Source organism: Streptomyces sp. NRRL B-1140 (genome assembly GCF_001280065.1).
Classification (GTDB): domain Bacteria; phylum Actinomycetota; class Actinomycetes; order Streptomycetales; family Streptomycetaceae; genus Streptomyces.
On record NZ_LGEA01000025.1, the window covers coordinates 261,515 to 284,940 of the forward strand.

Annotated in this window: 18 protein-coding genes and 1 pseudogene; 13 read left to right on the forward strand and 6 right to left on the reverse strand. The window is 70.6% G+C overall.

Annotation, left to right across the window (positions count from 1 at the left end):
* Positions 1-162: 162 nt before the first annotated feature.
* The 4 genes from lnt to ADK65_RS05245 all read left to right on the forward strand — a co-directional run bounded on the left by lnt (position 163) and on the right by ADK65_RS05245 (position 5,163).
* Positions 163-1,779: an apolipoprotein N-acyltransferase gene (lnt, locus tag ADK65_RS05230; RefSeq protein ID WP_053668602.1), complete on the forward strand. Its 1,617-nt coding sequence runs from the start codon at positions 163-165 to the stop codon at positions 1,777-1,779.
* Positions 1,780-1,847: 68 nt separating this feature from the next.
* Entirely contained in the window at positions 1,848-2,327 is a 480-nt protein-coding gene (locus ADK65_RS05235) for an NUDIX hydrolase (RefSeq protein ID WP_053668603.1), read from the forward strand.
* Between the two features lie 55 nt (positions 2,328-2,382).
* Positions 2,383-3,183, forward strand: coding sequence for a 3-hydroxybutyrate dehydrogenase (locus ADK65_RS05240; RefSeq protein WP_053668604.1), 801 nt, complete (start codon positions 2,383-2,385; stop codon positions 3,181-3,183).
* Positions 3,184-3,258: 75 nt separating this feature from the next.
* Positions 3,259-5,163 carry a helix-turn-helix domain-containing protein gene (locus ADK65_RS05245; protein ID WP_234352796.1) on the forward strand — a complete coding sequence of 635 codons (1,905 nt, stop codon included), beginning with the start codon at positions 3,259-3,261 and terminating at the stop codon, positions 5,161-5,163.
* Between the two features lie 46 nt (positions 5,164-5,209).
* On the opposite strand, the gene ADK65_RS05250 is transcribed toward ADK65_RS05245, so the two are convergent.
* The 5 genes from ADK65_RS05250 to ADK65_RS05270 all read right to left on the reverse strand — a co-directional run bounded on the left by ADK65_RS05250 (position 5,210) and on the right by ADK65_RS05270 (position 10,955).
* A complete protein-coding gene (locus ADK65_RS05250; RefSeq protein WP_053668606.1) occupies positions 5,210-6,601 on the reverse strand; it encodes an MFS transporter in 1,392 nt (463 codons plus the stop codon).
* A gap of 172 nt (positions 6,602-6,773) precedes the next feature.
* A complete protein-coding gene (locus tag ADK65_RS05255) occupies positions 6,774-7,424 on the reverse strand; it encodes a TetR/AcrR family transcriptional regulator (protein WP_053668607.1) in 651 nt (216 codons plus the stop codon).
* Positions 7,425-7,566: 142 nt separating this feature from the next.
* Complete coding sequence (locus ADK65_RS05260) at positions 7,567-8,304, reverse strand: EthD domain-containing protein (RefSeq protein ID WP_053668608.1); 738 nt, start codon at positions 8,302-8,304, stop codon at positions 7,567-7,569.
* Between the two features lie 109 nt (positions 8,305-8,413).
* Entirely contained in the window at positions 8,414-9,700 is a 1,287-nt protein-coding gene (locus ADK65_RS05265; protein WP_053668609.1) for an MFS transporter, read from the reverse strand.
* 313 nt (positions 9,701-10,013) lie between these two features.
* A complete protein-coding gene (locus ADK65_RS05270) occupies positions 10,014-10,955 on the reverse strand; it encodes a LysR family transcriptional regulator (RefSeq protein WP_053668610.1) in 942 nt (313 codons plus the stop codon).
* A 128-nt stretch (positions 10,956-11,083) separates the two neighbouring features.
* Here ADK65_RS05270 and ADK65_RS05275 point away from each other — a divergent pair, with 128 nt between their 5' ends.
* From ADK65_RS05275 to ADK65_RS05315, 9 genes are all read left to right on the forward strand, one after another.
* The gene (locus ADK65_RS05275; protein ID WP_053668611.1) at positions 11,084-12,079 is read left to right on the forward strand and encodes a fumarylacetoacetate hydrolase family protein; all 996 of its coding nucleotides are present in this window, start codon (positions 11,084-11,086) and stop codon (positions 12,077-12,079) included.
* Positions 12,076-13,041, forward strand: a complete 966-nt coding sequence (locus tag ADK65_RS05280; RefSeq protein ID WP_053668612.1) for a cyclase family protein — start codon at positions 12,076-12,078, stop codon at positions 13,039-13,041. The genes ADK65_RS05275 and ADK65_RS05280 overlap by 4 nt, the downstream gene beginning before the upstream one ends.
* A gap of 23 nt (positions 13,042-13,064) precedes the next feature.
* Positions 13,065-14,186, forward strand: coding sequence for an FAD-dependent oxidoreductase (locus ADK65_RS05285; RefSeq protein ID WP_053668613.1), 1,122 nt, complete (start codon positions 13,065-13,067; stop codon positions 14,184-14,186).
* A complete protein-coding gene (locus ADK65_RS05290; protein ID WP_078955815.1) occupies positions 14,183-15,232 on the forward strand; it encodes an amidohydrolase family protein in 1,050 nt (349 codons plus the stop codon). Before ADK65_RS05285 ends, ADK65_RS05290 begins: the two co-directional genes overlap by 4 nt.
* A gap of 21 nt (positions 15,233-15,253) precedes the next feature.
* Positions 15,254-16,192, forward strand: coding sequence for a VOC family protein (locus ADK65_RS05295; RefSeq protein WP_053668614.1), 939 nt, complete (start codon positions 15,254-15,256; stop codon positions 16,190-16,192).
* Positions 16,193-16,297: 105 nt separating this feature from the next.
* Positions 16,298-17,275 carry a fumarylacetoacetate hydrolase family protein gene (locus ADK65_RS05300; RefSeq protein WP_053668615.1) on the forward strand — a complete coding sequence of 326 codons (978 nt, stop codon included), beginning with the start codon at positions 16,298-16,300 and terminating at the stop codon, positions 17,273-17,275.
* Positions 17,272-18,039, forward strand: coding sequence for an SDR family NAD(P)-dependent oxidoreductase (locus tag ADK65_RS05305; protein WP_053668616.1), 768 nt, complete (start codon positions 17,272-17,274; stop codon positions 18,037-18,039). Before ADK65_RS05300 ends, ADK65_RS05305 begins: the two co-directional genes overlap by 4 nt.
* Positions 18,040-18,768: 729 nt before the next feature.
* On the forward strand, positions 18,769-21,168 hold the full coding sequence (locus ADK65_RS05310) for a ricin-type beta-trefoil lectin domain protein (protein WP_078955816.1): 2,400 nt from the start codon (positions 18,769-18,771) through the stop codon (positions 21,166-21,168).
* Positions 21,169-21,489: 321 nt separating this feature from the next.
* A complete protein-coding gene (locus ADK65_RS05315; RefSeq protein WP_053668617.1) occupies positions 21,490-23,088 on the forward strand; it encodes an RICIN domain-containing protein in 1,599 nt (532 codons plus the stop codon).
* Between the two features lie 207 nt (positions 23,089-23,295).
* Here ADK65_RS05315 and ADK65_RS05320 read toward each other — a convergent pair.
* Positions 23,296-23,426: pseudogene (locus ADK65_RS05320) on the reverse strand (TetR/AcrR family transcriptional regulator); the annotation flags it as partial.

Genomic DNA, 23,426 nt, shown 5'->3' on the forward strand with positions numbered 1-23,426 from the left:
GTGAAGACCCCCGCCGCGAGCCGCCACGGGCCGCACGACTGAGGCTGGGCACACCGTAACGGCTGGTGGACGGTTTGAGGATGTGTCGTGACGAAATGAACACACAGTCCGCGGTGCATACCGCGCTGTCGGCTCCCAGGTCACGCGTCTTACACTCCGGGAGTGACCGTCACCGCAACCTCCGTCGGCGAGTCGGACCAGCTGGAGCCGGGGATCGCGCCCGGGGCTCGGACGTGGTCCCGGCGGCTCGTCCGTCTCGCTCCGGCCGCCGCAGCCGCGCTCTTCGGCCTCCTCCTCTACGTCTCCTTCCCGCCCCGCACGCTGTGGTGGCTGGCGCTGCCGGCGTTCGCGGGCTTCGGCTGGGTGCTGCGCGGCCGAGGCTGGAAGGCGGCACTCGGACTCGGCTACCTCTTCGGCCTCGGCTTCCTGCTGCCGCTGCTGGTGTGGACCGGTGTGGAGGTGGGGCCCGGTCCCTGGCTCGCCCTGGTGGCGATCGAGGCGCTGTTCACGGCCGCGGTCGGCGCGGGTGTCGCGGCCGTGTCCAGGCTCCCCGGCTGGCCGGTGTGGGCGGCGGCCGTATGGATCGCCGGCGAGGCGGCACGCGCGCGTGTGCCCTTCCACGGCTTCCCCTGGGGGAAGATCGCGTTCGGTCAGGCCGACGGCGTGTTCCTGCCGCTCGCCGCGGTGGGCGGCACCCCCGTGCTCGGCTTCGCGGTCGTCCTGTGCGGCTTCGGACTGTACGAGGTCGTCCGGCTGGCCGTGCGATGGCGGCGGACCGGTGAGGTGCGGCGCACTGCGGCGGCCATGGGCCTGCTGTGCCTGGCCGTCCCGGTCGTGGGCGCCGTCGCGGCCCGGCCGCTCGTCAGCGACGCGGCCGAGGACGGCACCGCCACCGTCGCGGTGATCCAGGGCAACGTGCCCCGCGCCGGCCTCGACTTCAACTCCCAGCGCCGGGCCGTACTCGACTACCACGCGCGCGAGACGGAACGCCTTGCCGCCGAGGTCAGGGCGGGCAAGGTCGCACGACCCGACTTCGTCCTCTGGCCGGAGAACTCCTCCGACATCGACCCCTTCGCCAACCCCGACGCCCGCGCCGTCATCGACGCCGCCGCGAAGTCCGTCGGCGTGCCCGTCTCGGTGGGCGGTGTCGTGGAGCGGGACGGCAAGCTGTACAACGAGCAGATCCTCTGGGACCCGGCGAAGGGCCCCGTCGACACCTACGACAAGCGCCAGATCCAGCCGTTCGGCGAGTACCTGCCGCTGCGCTCGCTCATCGGCGCGATCAACAGGAACTGGACGGCGATGGTCCGCCAGGACTTCAGCCGGGGCACCGAGCCGGGCGTGTTCACCATGGACGGCGCCAAGGTCGGCCTGGTCACCTGCTACGAGGCCGCCTTCGACTGGACCGTGCGCTCCGAGGTCACCGACGGCGCCCAGATGATCTCCGTGCCCAGCAACAACGCCACCTTCGACCGCAGCGAGATGACCTACCAGCAGCTCGCCATGTCCCGGGTGCGCGCGGTCGAACACAGCCGGACCGTGACGGTACCCGTGACCAGCGGCGTCAGCGCGATCATCATGCCGGACGGCAGGATCACGCAGAAGACCGGCATGTTCGTGGCCGACTCCCTGGTGCAGAAGGTGCCGCTGCGCTCCTCGCAGACCCCCGCCACCCAGCTCGGCATCCTGCCGGAGATCGCCCTCGTCCTGATCGCGGCCGGCGGCCTCGGCTGGGCAGTCGGCGCCGGACTGCGCGGGCGACGCGCCGGTGACGTGTGACCGTACGCCCGTCGCACGCCGTTTGAATCGCGTCGGGGCGCCGCGAGCGGCCCGTTAGGGTCGACGGCATGGCTACTCCCGACTTCATCCGCACACTCCGCGCCTCGGCCGGTCAGCAGCTGCTCTGGCTCCCCGGAGTCACCGCCCTCGTCTTCGACGACGAGGGCAGGGTGCTGCTCAACCGCCGGGCCGACACCCGCAAGTGGTCCGTGCTCGGCGGCATCCCCGACCCCGGGGAACAGCCCGCCGCCTGCGCGGTGCGCGAGGTCTACGAGGAGACGGCCGTACGCTGCGTGGCCGAACGGGTCGTCCTCGTCCAGGCGCTGGAGCCCGTCACGTACGAGAACGGCGACATCTGCCAGTTCATGGACATCACCTTCCGCTGCCGGGCCGTCGGCGGCGAGGCGCGGGTCAACGACGACGAGTCGCTGGACGTCGCCTGGTTCGACGTCGACGCACTGCCCCAGCTGGAGGAGTTCGGCCTGCACCGGATCAAGCTGGCCCTGTCGGACGCCCCCACATGGTTCGACCCCACTGTCTCGCGCTGAACTATGGAGCGTGACCACATGGGGTGGAGCCTCGGCACTGCCTAGGGTCGCGGGCATGACCGTGCCCCCCGCCTCCTTGGCCCCCCACGCCTCCCCGCTCGACCTGGGCGGCCGCACCGCGCTCGTCACCGGCGCCGCCGGCGGCATCGGCCGTGCCTGCGCGCTGCGACTCGCGGCCGCCGGAGCCAAGGTGAGAGCCGTCGACCGGGACGCGGCGGGCCTGGAGGCCCTGGCCGACCTGGGACAGGGCCTGGCCGGCACGGTGGAGCCGCACGTCCTCGACCTCACCGACCTGGACGCCGCCGAACTCGCCGCGGCGGGCGCCGACGTCCTCGTCAACAACGCCGGGATCCAGCTGGTGCGCCCCATCCAGGACTTCCCGCCCGAGGTCTTCCACACGGTGCTCACCGTGATGCTGGAAGCGCCCTTCCGGCTCATCCGCGGGGCCCTGCCCCACATGTACGGGCAGGGGTGGGGCCGCGTGGTGAACGTGTCCTCCGTGCACGGGCTGCGCGCCTCGGCCTACAAGTCGGCCTATGTGGCGGCCAAACACGGGCTGGAGGGACTGTCCAAGACCACCGCCCTCGAAGGAGCTGCCCACGGTGTCACCTCGAACTGTGTGAACCCCGCCTATGTACGCACCCCACTGGTGGAGAAGCAGCTCGCCGACCAGGCGCAGGCCCACGGCATCCCCGAGGAACGGGTCCTGTCCGAAGTGCTGCTGCAGGACAGCGCCGTCAAACGGCTCATCGAGCCGGAGGAGGTCGCCGAGGCGGTGGCCTACCTGTGCAGCCCGCAGGCGTCCTTCGTGACCGGCACCTCACTCGTGCTCGACGGTGGCTGGACCGCCCACTGAGCGGCCGTTCCCCTCGGCCCGGGGAGTTGTCCACAGGGCTGACGGGGCGGCCCCGGCATGGTGAATGCTGTGAGCATGTCCAGCGATCACGTGCAGTCCGCCGAAATGCCGTTCCTCGAGCTCCTGGCCCGGGGCGCGTCGGCCGACGCCTACGAGCAGCCGGAGCTGCTCGCGCGGGCCGAAGGACGCCCGGCGGAGTGGATCGCCGCGCTCCGTCAGGCCAAGCCGCTCGCCTTGCGCGTCCGCGCCGAGCTGGAGGGACGACGCCGGCGCGAGGCCGAGCTGTCGGCACTGTTCGAGACCGCCCACGACCTCGCCGGCCTGCGCGACCTCGACGCCGTGCTCCAGGCGATCGTGCAGCGCGCCCGCTCGCTGCTGGGCACGGACGTCGCCTACCTCAGCCTGAACGACACGGAGCGCGGCGACACCTACATGCGGGTCACCGAGGGCTCGGTCGCGGCCCGATTCCAGCAGCTGCGGCTCGGCATGGGGGAGGGGCTCGGAGGCCTGGTCGCACAGACGGCGCGCCCCTATGTCACCGACGACTACTTCAAGGACGACCGTTTCCAGCACACCCTCACCATCGACGCGGGCGTACGGGACGAAGGGCTGGTGGCCATCCTCGGGGTGCCCCTCACGCTCGGACACCACGTCATCGGCGTGCTGTTCGCCGCCGACCGCCGTGCCCGGGTCTTCGAGCGGGAGCAGATCGCCCTGCTCGGCTCCTTCGCGGCTCTCGCCGCGGCCGCCATCGACACCGCCAACCTGCTCACCGAGACCCGGTCTGCCCTTGCCGAACTGGAGCGGGCCAACGAGATCATCCGGGACCGCAGCGGCGTCATCGAGCGAGCCTCCGACGTGCACGACCGGCTCGCCGAACTCGTGCTGCGCGGCGGCGGGGTGCACGACGTGGCCGCCGCGGTCTCCGAGGTCCTCGACGGCACGGTGGAGTTCACCGAAACCGCCACGGCGCCGGCCGAGACGCTGGAGGTCTCCCGGGCGGAAGGGCACGCGGTGCGGCACGAGGACGACTGGATCGCCGCCGTCGCCGCAGGCGGTGAGCTGCTCGGCGCGCTCGTGCTGCGGGGCCACCCTGGGCTCGACCCCGTCGACCAGCGCACCCTGGAGCGTGCCGCCATGGTCACGTCCCTGCTGCTGCTCGCCCGCCGGTCGGCGGCCGAGGCCGAACAGCGCGTGCGCGGCGAGCTCCTGGACGACCTGCTGGACGCCCGCGACCGCGACCCGCGCCTGCTACGGGAGCGCGCCGCCCGCCTCCACGCCGACCTCGACGCGGTCCACGTGGTGCTGGCCGCGCGTCTCGAGGGCGACGCGGCCGACGCCGACCAGGAAGCGCTCGCCCGCAGACGTCTGGCGGCCGCGGCCTCCCATCTCGCGGCGACCCGGCACGGCCTGGCAGCCGCGCGCGACGGCGGCACCGTCCTGCTGCTGCCCCTCCGCCCCGGCGCCACCGCCACCGATGTGGCACGCCGCGCCGCCCGGCAGCTGGGCACCGCGGTCCACGCACCGGTCACCGTCGGCGCCTCCGCGCCCGCAGCCGACCTCGCCACCCAACCCGACGCCGTGGCCGCTGCCTACGAGGAGGCCCGGCGCTGCCTCGACGCCCTGCGGCTCCTCGGCCGCTCGGGGGACGGGGCCGCCGCCCAGGACTTCGGCTTCCTGGGACTGCTCCTGGCCGGTGACCGGGACATCCCGGGCTTCGTCGCCCGGACCATCGGCGAGGTCGCCGAGTACGACGCCCGGCGCGGAACCGAACTGCTGCGCACTCTCGACGCGTACTTCGCCTGCGGCATGAGCCCCGCCCGCACCAAGGACGAACTGCACGTCCACGTGAACACGGTCGCCCAGCGTCTCGAGCGCGTCGGCCGTCTCCTCGGCGACGACTGGCAGAGCCCGGCCCGCGTCCTGGAGATCCAGCTCGCCCTGCGTCTGCACCGGTTGTCGGCCCCGGTACCGCACTGACCCCCGTACGCACGGGCGTGCGTACGGGGGCTCCGCTCAGGGTGCCTCAGACGGTCCGGGCGTCCTCCGCACCGGCCGCCGCCCGGCCCGCGTCGGTTCCGGCGGGCAGGGCGCCCTCGGCCAGGTCCCGATGGCGGGTCTCCTCGGCCGCCGCCACCGCGACAACCGTGAGGACGACGGCGGCGATCACGTACAGCGCGATCGGCGTGGAGCTGCCGTAGTCGGACAGCAGCGCGGTGGCGATCAGGGGCGCGGGCGCGCCGGCCGCGACCGAGGCGAACTGGGCGCCGATGGACGCACCGGAGTAGCGCATCCGCGTCGCGAACATCTCCGAGAAGAACGCGGCTTGCGGCGCGTACATCGCGCCGTGCAGCACCAGCCCGACGGTGACGGCGAGGATCATGTTCCCGAAGCCGCCGGTGTCGATCAGGGAGAAGAACGGGAACATCCACAGTCCGACACCGACGGCGCCCACCAGATAGACGGGACGACGTCCGATCCGGTCGGAGAGCGCCCCCCAGGCCGGGATGACCGCGAAGTGCACGGCCGAGGCGATCAGCACCGAGTTGAGCGCCGTCTGCTTGGAGACACCGGCCGAGGTGGTGGCGTAGACGAGGATGAACGCGGTGATGACGTAGTAGCTGATGTTCTCCGCCATGCGCGCCCCCATCGCGACCAGGACATCACGCCAGTGGTGCCGCAGCACGGCGACGAGCGGCAGCTTCTCCGCCTCTTCGGACCGCTCCGCCCTGCGTACCTCGGCCTGCGCCAACGCCTGCTTGAAGACGGGCGATTCATCGACAGACAGACGAATCCACAAACCGACGATCACCAGCACGCCGGAGAGCAGGAACGGGATCCGCCAGCCCCAGCCGCCGAACGCGGCGTCCGACAGCACGGCGGTCAGCAGGGACAGCACCCCGGTCGCCAGCAACTGTCCCGCCGGCGCGCCGGTCTGCGGCCACGAAGCCCAGAACCCGCGCCGCCGCGCGTCCCCGTGCTCCGACACCAGCAGCACGGCCCCACCCCACTCACCGCCGAGCGCGAATCCCTGGACCAGCCGGAGCACGGTGAGCAGGACCGGCGCGGCCGTCCCGATGCCGGCGTGTGTCGGCAGCAGCCCGATCGCGAAGGTCGCCCCGCCCATCAGCAGCAGACTCAGCACCAGCAGCTTCTTGCGCCCGAGCCGGTCACCGTAGTGCCCGAACACCAGGGCGCCCAGCGGCCTTGCGGCGAATCCCACCGCGTAGGTCAGGAACGACAGCAGCGTCCCGACGAGCGGGTCGGAGTCCGGGAAGAACAGCTCGTTGAACACGAGCGCGGCGGCGGAGCCGTAGAGGAAGAAGTCGTACCACTCGATGGTGGTGCCGATGAGGCTGGCGGCGACGATGCGCTTGAGGTTGCCCGGGGGCGGGGGAGCGGTGCTTGCGGAGGCCATGGACGCCACTTCCTCGTGTGCGGTGGGGACGGTACGTGACGGCACACGGTAGGAAGCCGCAGGTCAGGGGCACATGTGGCGGGACAACATAGTTGGCAGGTGGGGTATGCGCGCAGCCACCATGAGGATGGGTCAGGCACGTCCCGGGCTGCGGAGCCCGTGCAGGGCCGCGTCACCCGCTCGGCAGATTTCCTTCGATGAGATCACGAGGTACGGCGACCATCTCCACGCGACCGCCGGCGAGGGCCAGCGTGGAGGAGATCAAAGCCTGCAGACAGGAGAGTTCCGCCTCGTCGTCGGGGTGTGTCAGGTGCTGCAACACGAGTCCGTCGAATCCGGCGAGGAAGAACCGCGCGATCGTCCCCGCCGGCTGGGCGAGCTGCAGGCCCGCGCGGTCGGCCGCGTCCGTCACAAGCTCCGATGTCACGCTGAGGACACCGAGGTTGTGCGTTTCGAGTGCCTCGCGGAGATGGGGCGACCGGAGCGCGAACATGGTCAGTTCGGTGAGCAGTTGATAGCTCCTCGACTGGTTGCGCACCGTGCGCCACAGCGCGGAAGCGAGCACTCCCACGGTTTCCTCGAAGCCGGCGCCGTCAGGTGCGGCCTGCCGCACCTGACGCTCCATCTCCTGGGTCAGGTGCTGGATGACCGCACGGTACAAGTCCTCCTTGGTGCCGAACGTGTAGTGCACCGTGGCCTGCGCGACGCCGAGCTCGGCGGCGATCGCACGGGTGCTGCCGGCAGCGACTCCCTCTCTCGCCATGAGGTCGATGGCCGCTTTGATCAACTGAGGGCGGCGTTCGGCCGCTGAGACATGAGCCATGCGCCTACCATACCGACTTGATTACTCGAAGGAGTCACTCGAACAACTCGGATCATCGCAGGTCGGAGGGCGGCGATCGGCTTCGACGGGCGAATTCTCGGAAGATCACCCACACAGAGAAGGCCGAGAAGTGCGGGGCCGATCAGAAGATGGTCACCTCGCGGCCGTAGAGGGCGAACGAGCGGGACGGGTCGTAGAACTCGCCGGTCTCGGCGGACAGCTCCCGCAGTGAACGCTCGTACGAGGGGAAGTGGGTCAGCGCTTCCTCCGGGGAGTCGTAGTACAGGGCGGCGACTCCGGTGTACGCGGGTTCGTCCCCGGCGCCGAAATGGCGCAGCGCCCTCTCTGCCCCCGGCATCTGCCGGTGCTGGATGTATCCCCGCAGTACCTTGTCCTGGGACTCCGCGTTGAGCACCTTTTCGTGCGCGGCCTGCCACCGCCCGGTGACGTCGTCCCTGCCCGGCCCTTCGGGTTTGTGGACGAAGTGGAGTACTTTCACGTGGCTTTCGCCCGCGTCGGATGTCGGCGGGGCGATGAGTACCGCGGGGCGGGTCAGCAGGGCCAGGGCACTGGGCAGGTCGTTGAAGTGGGGGCCGTCGGGGGCGATGACCTCGCGTGAGTACGGGTCGGACATCGTGGCGGTCAGCGCCTCCATGTCCTCGAAGTGCAGTTCGGTGACGGAGTCCCGGCCGAACTCGGTCAGGTACGTCAGGTCCCCCTCGCTGCCGAACGACGCGTCGAAGACGTGGTTCTGTACGTAGCGCCGAATCCGGAGGGGGTTCGCGGCGGCCAGGGATCCGTGCACGTGGTGGAGGTAGTGCAGGAAGGCCCGATGGGTCATGCCCGGCCTGCGGCGGATGGCGGCGATCAGGGTCGGCATGTCTCTCCGATGGGACGAGTGGTGCGAGTGGTGATCGGCATCGCGGGCACGTCCGCGATGCCGATCCCGACGGTGTGTGGTTCTCGCGGCCGCTCGGTGCCGCGGCAGGTCAGCCCGCCATCTGCCGGACGGGCTCCGGGGCGGTGCCGGTCCGGCGACGCCGGGACGCGAGGCCGAGTGCGGCGGTGGCGACGGCCCCGGCGAGGGCGAATACGCTCATGGCGCCCGCAAGGGTGCCGACGGCGGAGGCGAGGGCGAGTGCCACGAGCGGGCACAGGAACTGACCGAGGAAGAAGGAACCCGTCCACAGGCCGATGCCGCGACCGCGGTCGGCGTAGTGGAGCTTGGACATGGCGAAGGTCAGCAGGCTCGGCAGCATGAGGCCGCCGCCCAGGCCGTTGATCACGGCTCCGACGGTCAGCACGACGGGGTTGGGGGCGACCCAGACCACTGCGAAGCCGACGGTGCAGAGACCGAAGGCGGTCGGCAGCCAGGCTTGCGGGCTGCGGCCGGCCTTGGTGAAGACGATGGCGCCGATCACGATCGCGGCACTGGCGGCGGCGGTGGCCAGTCCGATGATGCCGGTGTCGGTCACGTCCATGTCGTCCAGGAGGAACGCCATCTCCACCTGGAGGGTGTAGAAGAGGACGGCGCCGAAGACCGTCAGTGCGCAAGTGCCGGCCAGCGGACGCCAGGGGAAAGGCCGCCTGGCCGTCGGTTCCGAGACGGTGAGGGAGGGGGAGTCCGTGTGCTCGTCCGGTCGCGGCCGGGGAAGAAAGGCGGCCATGGCGGGGGCCAGCAGCAAGCTCACGGCGTAGGCCCAGAACGGTGCGCGCCAGCCGGCCGATCCGGCCGCGCCGCCCAGCACGAAGAAGGCCGTCGCGGAGATCGAGGCGCACATCGTCTGCATCGCGAGGTAGCGATCGCGCTGCCGGCCGGAGTAGTAGTCGCCGATCAGTGTGGTGCAGCAGGTCATGATGGCGGCCTCGGTGATGCCCACGAGCGCGCGGCTGGCGACGATGGCGCCCAGGGAGTCCAGCCAGAGGGGGGCGGTGCCGAGAACCGCGTACAGGACGGTCGCCACGACGAGCAGGCGCTTGCGGCCCAGTCGGTCGACGAGCACGCCGGCGAAGGGGGCCAGCAGCGCCAGCGCCAGAGCGGGGACGGTGAGGGCGACGGGGACGAGCGCGTCGACGCCGGGCACGTGCGCGAAGTGGTCCTGCATCTGCGGCAGGACCGGGGCGATGAGCACGGCGCCCAGGATGGGCAGACAGGCCCCGGCCATCAGCAGGGTGAGGCGAAGCCGATGGCCGGGGCCGGACACGGTCTGCTCGGCCGGGGAGTCCGCCACAGCCTTGGACGGCGGGGGCGGGAGCGGGGGCACGGGTGCAGGCATGCGGGAACTCCACGGGGCGTGTCGGAAGGGGGCGGGATGGTGCGGCCGTCGCGGTCGGGCCACCCGGTATCCGTGGCAGGCTCACGACGGGGGTGCCGATGCCGCCGGGCGTCGCCGGCAGGTCGGCTGCCAGGCGTCTGTGCGGTCCCGGCGGTGGGCGAGGGTGCGGCTCCGGCAACGGGTGAAGGTGCGGCTCCGGCGCCGGATTGAGACGACTATGGGCCAAGGCACAGGCCCTGCCTAGCCCCTGTCCGATCGAGATCGAGGATGTGGATCATCCGGGTCTTGGATGCCGGACACCTGTAGCAGCCCGCTATCTCGGTGCGACCGCGGTGATACGGCCGGGCTGGGAAGCGGCCAGCTCCGCTCCTACGCGGGCCGCGGTCTCGCGCAGCCAGATGTGGGCCGCGTCGTGGGTGTGCACCGGGTGCCACCACAGTGCCTCATGGAGAGGGACCGCACCGTAGGGCGGTTCCATGAGGCGTACGGCGGCCACCCCGCTCAGCAGCTCGGCCAGGCGCTGCTGCACCAGGGCGATCCGGCGGGTTCCGGCGACCAGGAAGGGCAGCGCCTGGAAGCTGTCGGCGAAGATTTCCACACGGGGATCGACGCCGAGCATGCTCAGTTGCCGGGCGGCCGGAGCGTCGTAGGCGCGCTGGTAGACGACCCAGGGCAGCCGTGCCAGATCGTCCATGGTCAGCTGGTCGCCGACCTCGTCATTGGCCTCGGCGACCAGGAAGGCCCAGCGGTCGGTGAACAGCTCGACGGCCGGGAAGCCGCTGATGATCCCGTGCGGCATCAGAAGACCGTCGGCCGTGCTGAGCAGCGTTGCCGGGTCTTCGGTGACGTCGGTGGGCGTCTGCTGGAAGCGCAGCCGCACCCCTGGGGCCTCGGCGTGCACGGTCCGGGTGAGTTCGGCGCCGAACACGGTGAGGGCGTAGTCGGAGGTCAGCACGGTGAACTCGTGCTCCTCGCTGCCCGGGGCGAAGTCGGCCCTGCTGCTGAAGACCCGTTCGAGCAGGTCGCAGGCGGTGGAGGTGCGGTCCAGCAGAGCGAGGCCGAGCGCGGTCAGTTCGTAGTGTTTGCCGGCGCGGGAGAGCAGGTCGTCGTCGAAGTGGCGGCGCAGGCGGGCCAGGGCCGCGCTCATCGCCGGCTGACTGAGCCCGACGCGCTGCCCTGCGCGGGTGACGTTGCGTTCCTCCAGCAGGGCCCGCAGCGACAGGACGAGATTGAGATCGAGACCGGAGAGGGACACGACGCCTCCACAACGAGGCCGCGCGCGGCGGCATTCACACAGCGGATGATCAACATCCGAAGAATCTATTTCCCAGATTAGAGGGGGAGGGGCCAGATTGGTCCCACCGCAATCTGGAGGACATTCCCGTGAAACCCGCAGCCGCTTCCACGTCCTTCTCCGGACCGTTCGCCCTTGGCGTCCTCTCCGCCCCTGACCAGGCCCCCTTCCCCGGTGTCGTGACCCCTGAGGGGCGCGTGCTGGACCTGCGCCAGACCCTGGCGTGGGAGCCGTCCGATCTGCGTGCCGTCCTGGAGCGGTGGGAGGAGGCCCTCCCCGTCCTGCACACCCTCGCGCACGAAGAGGCCCTGGACTGGCGGCCGTTGGAGGGACTGCGGGTGCACGCGCCGGTCGAACCCCGCCAGGTCTTCCAGTCAGGCGCCAACTACCGGCAGCACGTCATCGACCTGGAGGCCGCCCACCGCACCCCCGACGATCCGCGCACGGTCGAGGAGGCGCGCGCGGAGATCGCAGCGGTCATGGACCAACGGGCGGCCGAGGACCTGCCGTACGTGTTCATCGGCCTGCCCAGTGCGATCACCGGCCCCTTCGACGACGTCGTCCTGCCCTCCTGGGCCGAACAGCCGGACTGGGAGCTGGAGCTGGCCGCCGTGATCGGCAAACCCGCCCACCGGGTGACGGTCGAGAAGGCCCTGGAGTACGTCGCCGGCTACACGATCGCCAACGACCTCACCGACCGCGCCACCGTCTTCCGCCGGGACATGAAGGCCATCGGCACCGACTGGCTGCGCTGCAAGAACGCCCCCGGCTTCACCCCGCTCGGCCCGTGGATCGTGCCCGCCGAGTCGATCGCCGACCCGGGTGACCTGCGCGTCACGCTGAAGCTCAACGGCGAGACCAAGCAGGACGAGTCCACCAAGGACATGCTCTTCGGCATCGCCCGGCTGGTGTCGTACATCTCCCGGACCTCCCGGCTCCTGCCCGGTGACCTGGTGCTCACCGGCAGCCCGGCCGGCAACGGCATCCACTGGGGGCGCCTGCTGCGAGACGGCGACGTGATGGAGGGCTCCATCACCGGGCTGGGCGCGCAGCGCACCCGCTGTGTGGCGGAGGAGGTGTCATGAGCCCGGACCGCCACGACCCCGAGGGCGCGATCGCCGAGGCCGCCAAGGCGTGCTCCAACTGGGGACGTTGGGGCGAGGACGACGTGCTCGGCACGCTCAACTTCCTCGACGAGGACAAGCGCCGTGAGGGCGCCGCACTGGTCCGCCGGGGAGCCTGCTTCTCCCTCTCCCAGCGGTTCGACGTGAACGGCCCGCAGAAGGGCTGGCGCCGCCGCACCAACCCCGTGCACACCATGCTCGACACGGGCACGGACGCGGCGCTGGGCAACCAGGGCTTCCCGCACGGTCTCGGCGGTGCGGACGACGTGATCGCGATGCCCCTGCAGTGCTCCACCCAGTGGGACGGGCTCGGGCACATCTTCGACCACGGCAAGGCGTGGAACGGTCGGGCGGCCGAGAAGGTCGTCACCTCCGACGGTGATCTGGTCACCGGCATCGAGCACATGGCGCCGTACGTCGCCGGGCGCGGAGTCCTCCTCGACGTCGGCCGGGTGATCGGCGACGGATCCGGAGAACTGCCGGACGGTTTCGCGATCACCGAGGAGCACCTGACCGCGACGGCCGAGGCGCACGGCGTGGCCGTCGGCCGCGGAGACATCGTCGTCGTCCGGACCGGGCGGCTGTCGCGCGCCCGCCGTGAGGGGTGGGGCGACTACGCGGGCGGAGACTCTCCCGGTCTGTCCTTCACCACCGCCGACTGGCTGCACCGTAGCGAGATCGCCGCCATCGCCACCGACACCTGGGGATTCGAGGTTCGGCCGAACGAGTTCGAGGGCGCCTTCCAGCCGTTGCACCAGGTCGCCATTCCCAACATGGGTCTGCTGATCGGCGAGATGTGGGACCCCGACACGCTCGCGGACGACTGCGCTCGCGACGGCGTGTACGAGTTCTGGCTCACCGCCGCGCCGCTGCCCATCACCGGAGCCGTCGGTTCCCCCGTCAACCCCGTCGCCGTCAAGTGATCCGACCAACAAAGGAGTTGGCCATGGAAAGAAAGCGGGTCCTGGTCATCGGAGGGGGCACCTCCGGCAATGTCGTCACCGTGCTGCTGCGGCGGGCCGGCATCGACGTCGACCTCGTCGAGGTCAAGGAGGACTGGAACGTACGCGGCTCCGGCATCACCCTTCAGGGCAACGCCCTGCGCGTGCTGCGCGAGATCGGCGTCTGGGACGAGGTCAGCGAGAACGGCCACTGCTCCAACTCCCTGGGCCATACGGCGCCCGACGGCACCATGCTGCACGTCATCGAAACCGTCCGCACCGGCGGAGACGACCTCCCCGCCACCCTGGGCATGCAGCGCCCGGTGCTCCAGCGCATCCTCGTCGAGGCCGTCCGCGCGTCCGGCGCGAACGTCCGGCTCGGCACCACCGCCGAGATCCTCACCCAGGACGAGACGTCGGTGACCGTACGCCTCAGTGACGGCAGCGAAGGGCGCTACGACCTCGTCGTGGCCGCCGACGGCCTGCACTCCGCGACCCGCGCCGCCATCGGTATCGACGCCGAACCCGAACCGACCGGCATGGGCATATGGCGTGTCCCGGCACCCCGCCCGGCCGGCGTGGACCGCAGCGTCCTGTCCCACGGAGGGCCCTGCTACATCGCCGGCTACACGCCCACAGGCAAGGACACGATCTACGCCTACCTGGTGGAGCCCAGCCGCGACCGCGGCACGATCCCGGCCGAATCCTACGCGCGGGAGATGTGCCGCCTCTCCGAGAGCTACGGCGGTGCCTGGGACGAGATCCGCGACTCGATCACCGACCCGGCGCAGGTGAACTACACCTGGTTCGAACGGATGCTGGTCGAAGGGGCCTGGCACCGGGGCAGGGTCGTCCTCGTCGGTGACGCAGCGCACTGCTGCCCGCCCACGGTGGCCCAGGGCGCGGCGATGGCGCTGGAGGACGCCTGGGTGCTGTCCCAGCTGCTGACCAGTGCAACCGAGTGGGACGAGGCACTGCTCAGGCGCTACTACGAGCGGCGGATCGACCGGGTCCGGTCGGTCGTCGAAGCGTCCGTGCAGATCGGGCAGTGGCAACTCGACGGCGTGCCCGGTGACGTGCCCGGGCTGATGGAAGCCACCATGACCGGGCTCAAGGAGCTGCCGTGACGGCCCTCCCTCCCTCAGATCCCGCCGGGCATCGGCCCCGGTCCGACCACCGCCCCCAGACCGTCGACGTACACGCGCACATCTTGATCCCCGATGTCGAGGCGCTGGTGTCGGAGCTGCCGGGACTGGCGGAGGTCCGGGCCCTCGACGCCCGGCGCAACGGGCCCGCCGCCCTCGCCGTCAACGGCCCCATGATCCGCGAGCGCATCCCGAAGATGACCGACGTCACGGTGCGGCTGGCCGCGATGGACGCGCAGGGCGTGGACGTCCAGCTGGTCAGCCCGTCCCCGTCGCACTACCACTACTGGACTGACGAGGAGACGGCCGAGAAGCTCTGCCGGCTCGCGGGCGAGGCGACGGCCGCGCACTGCGCACAGGCGCCCGACCGGCTGCGGGGACTCGGTCTCGCCCCCCTCCAGCATCCGGTCCAGGCCGTGCGTGCCCTCGAGCACGCCCTGGACCAGGGCCTCCTGGGTGTCGAGATCTCCAGTCACGCCCCGGGCCGCGAGTTGTCCGACCCTGCGTACGAACCGTTCTGGACCCGGGCCGAGGAGACGGGCGCGATCCTCTTCCTGCACCCCTTCGGCTGCACGCTCGACGAACGCCTCGACCAGTGGTACCTGTCCAACACCGTCGGCCAGCCCACCGAGAACGCCGTCGCGCTGTCCCACCTGATCTTCTCCGGGGTGCTGGACCGGCACCCGGAGCTGAAGGTGATCGCCGCGCACGGGGGCGGCTATCTGCCCACCCACATCGGCCGCTCCGACCACGCCTGGTCGGCCCGCTCCGACGCGGGCGCGGGCTGCGCCCACCTGCCCAGCAGCTACCTCGAGCGCCTGTACTTCGACTCCCTCGTCCACGACCCGCATGTCTTGCGGGCGCTGATCGGCGCGGCCGGCGCGGACCGTGTGCTGCTCGGCTCCGACTTCCCCTTCGACATGGGCACCGAGGACCCCGTCGGCGCACTGCGCGCCGCAGGCCTGCCCGACGACGACTTCCACGCCGTGCGCGGCGGCAACGCGACAACGCTGCTGCGCCTCACCTGACCCCCCACAGGAGAACCCGATATGAGTGCACGCCTGCTCACCCATCTGCGGCACGTCGACCTCGCCGTGCCCGACTACGCCAAGCAGCTCGACTTCTACGCCGGTGTCTGGGGCCTGACCCAGGTCGCCGAGGACTCCGGCATCTCCTTCCTCGCCGCCGAGGGCAGCCCCGAGCAGTACGTGGTGCGGCTGCGCAAGGCCGAGGAGAAGCGCCTCGACCTCGTCTCGTACGGCGCCGGCTCCACCGACGACGTGGACACTCTCGCCGAGCGACTCCTCGCGGGAGGCGTGCGGTTGATCTCCCAGCCGGGCAAGATCGACACGCCCGGAGGCGGCTACGGCTTCCGCTTCTTCGACATCGACGGCCGCACCATCGAAGTGTCCGCCGACGTGGACGTACGGCAGCACCGCAAGATCGAGGAGAAGGAGGCCATCCCGGTCAAGCTGTCGCACGTCGTGCTGAACTCGCCGGACCTCGACAGGACGCGCGAGTGGTACGAGACCCACCTCGGCTTCCGCCACTCCGACACGCTCAGCTCGCCGTACGTCGGCGACGTCATGCACTTCATGCGGATCTCCAACCAGCACCACTCCATGGCCCTCGCCAAGGGCCCGCACACCTCCCTGCACCACGTCTCCTTCGAGATGCGCGGCCTGGACGAGTACATGCGCGGCTCCGGCCGAGTGATGCGGGCCGGCGTCCGCAAGGTCTGGGGCCCCGGCCGGCACATGGCGGGTGACAACACCTTCACGTACTTCCTGGACCCGCACGGCAACACCGTCGAGTACACGACGGAGCTGGAGCTGCTGGACGAGGACACCTGGCACCCGCACGTCTACGACTTCTCCCAGCCCGAGGTCACCGACCAGTGGGGCACCGCCAATCCCATGAACGAACTGGTCGCAAAGGAGTCCTTCAACGACGTCGACCGCGGCTGTTTCGTCGCCCCGCCGGTCTGACCCCCTCGAACCCCGGGGACGCGGTGGCCCTGTCACCGCCCTGACGCCCCTGCCGCGTCCCCGGCCTCGACCGCTGTCCAAGATCGCCGGAGCCTGGAGCCGTGCATGCGTTTCGCCACCTATGAACACCGACACCAGCGACGGGTCGCCGTCGTCGAGGAGGACGGCACCCTCCACCCTGTTCCCGGCGCGCGCTCGCTCACGGAGCTGATCGGCTGCGGCGACGGACTCGACGTGCTCCTGCGCGCCGGCGCCGCCACGCTCGACGTCCCGCCGGGTCCTCACGTGTCCGAGGTGCGGCTGCTGCCACCGCTTCAGCCGCCCACCGTGCGGGACTTCGTCACCTTCGAGGAACACGTCGAAGGGGTACGGCGATCCGTCGACGGGGCCGGCGTCGGCGGCGTGCCCGAAGCCTGGTACGACGCCCCGACGTTCTACTTCACCAACCCGTACGCCGTCATCGGCGCCCACGACGACGTCCCGGTGCCGCCGGGCAGCGACGTCCTCGACTTCGAGCTGGAGGTCGCCGCCGTCATCGGCCGGGAGGGGCGGGACCTGACGCCGGAACAGGCACGGGACCACATCATCGGCTACACCGTCTTCAACGACTGGTCGGCCCGCGACCTGCAGTCCCGCGAGATGCAGGTCCGCCTCGGTCCGTGCAAGGGCAAGGACACGGCCGCCACTCTCGGCCCGTACCTGGTCACCGCCGACGAGCTGGAGCCGTACCGCGACTCCGACGGCCTTCTGCGCCTGGCGCTGACCGCCTCGGTGAACGGTGAGGTCGTCGGCGAGGACCTGTTGTCCAACATGAGCTGGACCTTCGAGGAGATGGTCGCCTACGCCTCGCGGGGCACCGTCGTGCGCCCCGGCGACGTGCTCGGCTCGGGCACCTGCGGCAACGGCGGCTGCCTCGCCGAGCTGTGGGGCGTCCGGGGCGAGCAGTCCCCGCCCCCGCTGAAGCCGGGAGACACCGTCACCCTCACCGTGGAGGGCATCGGCACCGTCTCCAACACCGTGGTCGCGGGCAGGAACCCGGAGCCCCTGCCGACCGCCCGCCGCCGCACCCGGGAGCGGCCGTGAACGACCTGCGCCCCAGAAGACTCCTCGGCAAGGTCGTCGTCGTCACCGGCGCCGCGCGCGGTCAGGGCGCCGCCGAGGCCGACGCCCTGACCCGCGAAGGCGCCCGCGTCATCGCCACCGACGTGACCGAGGCCCCCGGCTGCCGCCGCCTCGACGTCACCGACGAGGAGCACTGGGAACAGCTGGCCGCGGAACTGCGCGAGTCGTACGGCCAGGTGCACGGCCTGGTCAACAACGCGGGCATCACCTGGCGCGCCCGCCTCGGCGATGTGACCCCCGGCGACTTCGCCCGCGTCCACGCCGTCAACGTCACCGGCCCGCTGCTGGGCATCCAGCACCTGACGCCGCTGATGCCGCCCGGCTCGTCCATCGTCAACGTCGGTTCCACCGCCGCGCTCAGCGGCCACTACCCGGTCGCCTACACGACGAGCAAATGGGCACTGCGCGGCCTGTCGAAGACCGCGGCCACGGAGCTCGGCCCGCGAGGCATCCGCGTCAACACGATTCACCCCGGCTTCATCGAGACCGAGATGACCGCCTCCGCCGCCCCCGCATTCCGTGAGGCGAACATCCGGGAGACCCCGCTCGGCCGCACCGGCACGGTGGACGAGGTCGCCCCGCTGGTGGTCTTCCTCCTGTCCGGCGAGTCCTCCTTCATCACCGGCGCCGACATTCCGGTCGACGGCGGACTCACCACGCACGGCGGCGTCAAGTCCATCTCCGACGCAATGAGTTCGTCTGCTGCGAGCTCGGTGGCGAACTGAAACGGCTGGTGGGCCAGGCGGTCCTGGGCCCGGCACGACCCGCGGTCAGGGACTCGCGGAGGTGCCGCGCTCCGCGGCCGTGGGCATGACCGCGATCGACGGCGTCCTGCGACACCAGGAGGCACCGGCGATGCTTGCGGCGGCACCCTCGTCGCCGTCGGGTCCACAGCCGGCCTGACCGGGTCACTCACCGACCGGGGGACCGCGCTGCCCCGAGGTCTCGATTGCACTCTCCATGGCGTCCACGGGCGCGGTGGCCTCTGGCGTGCCGGGAGTACGGCTCCTCACACCGGCCACCCTTGTCCGGGTCCGGCGCAGGGACACGGCCTCGCGCGCCGGCGCGCGCACGTCCCGACGGCCTCGACGCTGGGTCCTCCGACTCCGTCCGTCGAAGTGTGAACCCATCGTGGCTCTCTTCCGTGCTCATGATAGATCGGACCTCTTGTTCGGTTCATGGAGTGGGAGGAGGGCTTCTGTTCGGCCGTCTCACGTGGGCTGCCACGCGGCGGGGGTCGGCCGCGACCTGCTCTGCCGGAAGCATTGACCCCGAACATAATCGCCCATACCTTCGGCGTCCGAGGCTTTGACGTCGCCCGAGCGTTGGACCAAACGCCCTAGGTGTGCGGGCAGTTCTCCACTTCAGGCGCTGGTTGCGCCAAGGTGTCGCTCATCCAACCACCCTCCCCCTCCAACGAAATCCGCCATAGACAAACAATCCGAGGAGAACGGATGCTGATCCACGGACACCCGCCCACTTGGCGCGGACTACGCCACCGCGTACCGCGGACACTCGCCCTGGTGTGCGCGCTCGTCATCGCAATGATCGGATCCTTGCTCACCGCCGCCCCAGCCCAGGCCGCGACGTCGATCACCCTCGACGGCGCCTCGGGCGGGCGTACCTTCGACGGCATCGGTGCCATCAGCGGTGGCGGGGGAAACACCAGACTGCTGATCGACTACCCGGAGCCGCAGCGCAGCCAGATCCTGGACTATCTCTTCAAGCCCGACTACGGCGCCAATCTGCAGATCCTCAAGACGGAGATCGGTGGCGACACCAACTCGACCAGTGGCGCCGAGCCGAGCATCGAGCACACCAGGGGCACGATCAACTGCAACGTCGGTTACGAGTTCTGGCTGATGGAGCAGGCGGTCGCCCGCAACCCCGACATCAAGCTGGCCGGCCTCGCCTGGGGTGCGCCGGGCTGGATCGGCGGCGGCAACTTCTGGACCGCCGACATGATCGACTATCTGATCTCCTGGCTGGGCTGCGCCACGTCACACGGCCTGAACATCAGCTACCTGGGCGGCTGGAACGAGCGCGGCTACAACATCGGCTGGTACAAGAACCTGCGGTCGGCGCTCGACTCGAAGGGCTACTCCTCGGTCAAGATCGTGGGCTCGGACGACCACAGCTGGGAGATCGCCAACGACGTACTGGCGGACCCCACGTTCGCCTCCGCCGTGGACATCATCGGCGCCCACTACCCGTGCGGCTGGCTCACCCCCCAGACCTCCTGCCCGAGCTCCGCCAACGCCAAGGCAACCGGCAAACAGCTGTGGGCCAGTGAGAACGGCTCGCACGACTACAACAGCGGCGCCGCACCCATGGCTCGCGCGAACAACCGGGACTACATCGACGGCAGGATGACCGCGACCATCAACTGGCCGCTCATCGGCGCCATGACGCCCAACCTGCCCTACGCGACGACGGGCCTGATGGTCGCCAACCAGCCCTGGTCCGGCTGGTACTCCACGGGCCAGAGCCTGTGGGTCACCGCTCAGACCACCCAGTTCACCTCGCCGGGCTGGAAGTACCTCGACAGCTCCACCGGCTACATCGGAGGCAGCGCCTCCAACGGCAGCTACGTCACCCTCAAGTCCACCAACAACCGCGACTACAGCACCATCATCGAGACCACCCCGGCCTCCACGGCGCAGACGCTCGACTTCACGGTGACCGGCGGCCTGTCCACCGGGACCGTGCACGTCTGGTCGACCAACGTCAACTCCACCGACTCCTCGACCGCGATGGTGCGCCGCAGCGACATCGCCCCCTCCGGGGGCACCTACTCGCTCACCGTCCAGCCGGGGTACGTCTACACCATCACCACCACGACAGGTCAGGGCAAGGGCACCGCCGCCAGTCCGGCGAAGGGCTCGCTGGCACTGCCGTACGCCGACTCCTACGACAGCTACGCGACCGGCACCCAGGCGAAGTACGTGCAGGACCAGCAGGGCGCCTACGAGGTCGTCGGCTGCGGGGGCGGACGCTCCGGAAAGTGCGTCCGTCAGATGTCGGCCCAGGCGCCGATCACCTGGGCGCCCCTGTCACACCCTTACGCACTCTTCGGCGACCTGGGCTGGAAGGACTACCAGGTCGCCGGCGACGTGCTGCTGGAGAGCGCGGGCTTCACCGAGCTGATCGGCCGCGCCACCTGGCAGCACTCCTTCGGTCCGGAGGGCCTGAACGGCTACTACCTGCGGGTCGGCAACACCGGTGCCTGGTCCATCCTGCGCAACGACACCGACAACAACTTCGTGACGCTGGCCGGCGGTTCGGTCGCCGCGCTGGGCACCAACTCCTGGCACAACCTGAGGCTGGGCTTCCACGGCAACAGGATCACCGCCTGGATCGACGGCGTGAAGGTGGGGTCGGTCAACGACAGCACCTACACCGAGGGGCAGGCCGGCTACGGCAACAGCCAAGGACAGACGGGCCAGTTCGACAACCTGTCGATCGGGTCGACCACGAAGGCCGTCGGCGTCGGGTCCGGCCGCTGCCTGGATGTGCCGGGCTACAACGAGACCAACGGCACCCTGACGCACCTGTGGGACTGCCATGCCGGTGACAACCAGCAGTGGACCTTGACCTCGGCCAAGGAACTGCGGGTCTTCGGCGACAAGTGCCTGGACGCGAAGGACCACGGCACCTACAACGGCACACCCGTGGAGATCTGGTCCTGCAACGGCGGCGGCAACCAGAAGTGGACCGTCAACTCGAACGGCACCGTGGTGGGAGCCGAGTCCGGGCTCTGTCTCGACGCCGTCGAGGGGCGCACCGCGAACGGCACCGGGATCCAGCTCTGGTCGTGCCACGGCGATACCAACCAGCGCTGGACGCGGAGCTGATCCGAGCCGCGCAGCGGCTGCCGCCGGCGCGACCGCGGCTTCGGCGCCTTGCGGGGAAGGCCGCCTTCGGCCGGGCCCCCGAGGCCCCACGCCCTCCCCGGTGACACGGCAGTCGCCACATCCGGCAAGACCGAGGTTCCGCCCGAGCCGGCCCTTCCGGCGGCTCGGGCGGTTCCCCTGGCGCGCCCACTCCTGCGGCGAGGCGAAGCCGAACCGCTCTGGACGGGGGCGCCGGCTTCGTCGTCACCGTGTGACCGATGAGGAGACACACGACATGGAAGAGCAGGACTCATGAGAACGTTTCGGAACAGGACGGCCTCGATGGGAGCCGCGGCTCTCGTCGTAGGGCTGGTGCTCGTCCCGGCCGACGTGGCCACCGCCGCCACCGGACCGCAGGACGGCCATGTGTACGCGCTGACCGCGGCGCACAGCGGCAAGAACGCACAGGTCCAGTCGGCTTCGCCGTCCGACGCGGCTGCGGTGGTGCAGAACACCCCCTCCGGCGGCCCGAGTCAGCTGTGGCAGGCCGTTGCCCACAGCGGAGACGGGTCGTTCTCGCTGGTGAACATCGACAGTGGTAAGTGCATGGACGTGAGCGGAGCGTCCACCGCGGCGGAAGCGCGAGTCATCCAGTGGTCGTGCACCGGCCACAGCAACCAGCGCTGGACCTTCAGCGGCTCCGCGATCGTTTCCGTCAACAGCGGAATGTGTCTCGACGTTCCCGGCGACTCCACGGCCGACGGCACGGCGCTCATCCAGTGGCCGTGCACAGGCAACCCCAACCAGCGGTGGACCCTCACCGAACGCCCCCGGGTCGTGGCCTTCGGCCCCAGCATGACCGCCGGCGGGGAGACCTTCTCCGATCAGACACTGCGGATGGTCGTCCACACCAGTGTCGCCGGTTCCGGGGTGCGGATCCGTCTGTCCAACCTGCGCAGCACCACGCCGCTGTCCGTCGGCGCCGTCGATGTGGCCGTGCGCTCCAGCGGCGCGGCCGCGGTGCCCGGCACCCACCGCACCGTGACCTTCGGCAGATCAGGCAACCCGACCATCCCCGCCGGGGAGGAACTCACCAGCGACGTCATCCCGATGACGGTCACCGTGGGGCAGGACCTCCTGGTGAGCGTGTACCTGCGGGGCGACACCGGCGCCTCCACCTTCCACCGTGACGCCTTCCAGACCTCCTACCGGTCGGCGGCCGGCTCCGGCAACCACGCCGGCGAGGACGCCGCCACCGGCTTCACGACATCCATGTGGAGCTGGCACTACCTGTCAGGCGTGGACGTCGTGCCGGCCGCCGTGACCGCCGGAACCGTGGTGGCCTTCGGCGACTCCATCACCGACGGCTACTACTCCACCTTTGACGCCAACCGGCGCTGGCCGGACCGCCTGGCCGCCCGGCTGCAGGCGGAGAGCGGCGGCCAGCGGTTCGCTGTCGCCAACGCGGGCATCGGCGGCAACATGGTGTGCGCCGATGCCGGCTGGGCTCCCCAGGGCCTGGCCGCCAGGGTCCGGTTCGCACACGACGCCCTCGGCCAGCCGGGCGTACGAAACGTGATCTTCATGGAGGGCATCAACGACATCAACAACAACCCCTCCCTCACCGCCGACCAGCTGATCGCCGGTTACCAGGACATCATCGCGCAGGCACACGCCGCCGGCGTGAGGATCATCGGCGGCACCATGCTGCCCTACTCCTCGCAGAACAGTGCACAGGCCGGCATCCGGACAGCAGTGAACAACTGGATCCGCACCAGTGGGGCGTTCGACGCAGTCGTCGACTTCGACGCCGTCATCCGGGACCCCGGCAACCATGCCCGGATGCTGCCCGCTTACGACAGCGGCGACCATCTGCACCCCAACGACGCGGGAATGGCGGCCATGGCGAACGCCATCGATCTGTCCATGCTGCGCCAGTGACCTGAGTCGGAGATTCGCCGGCAGTGGGCGGCTACTTTGCCGAGGATCTCGTCGGCGGTCTTCGTCCAGATGAACTGGGCAGGGCCTTCGCGGGACTTCCCCCTGCGGAACGTTCCCGTGCAGCTGCTTTCCTGCGCCGCCCCCGGCGGGTCGCGATCGGTGCCGACTCCGGCGGCCGCTCGGCCACCCTCCGGCTGAGCTCGTCGCTCACCGCGCAGGGGTGGCCGGTGAGGCGGGGTCGGGGAGGGGGCGTCGGGCGACCTCGTGGGCGTCGTCCGGTGGGACGCCCAGCATGCGCAGGACCATCTCGGCGAGGTTCACCGCGGCTTCGTCGCCGT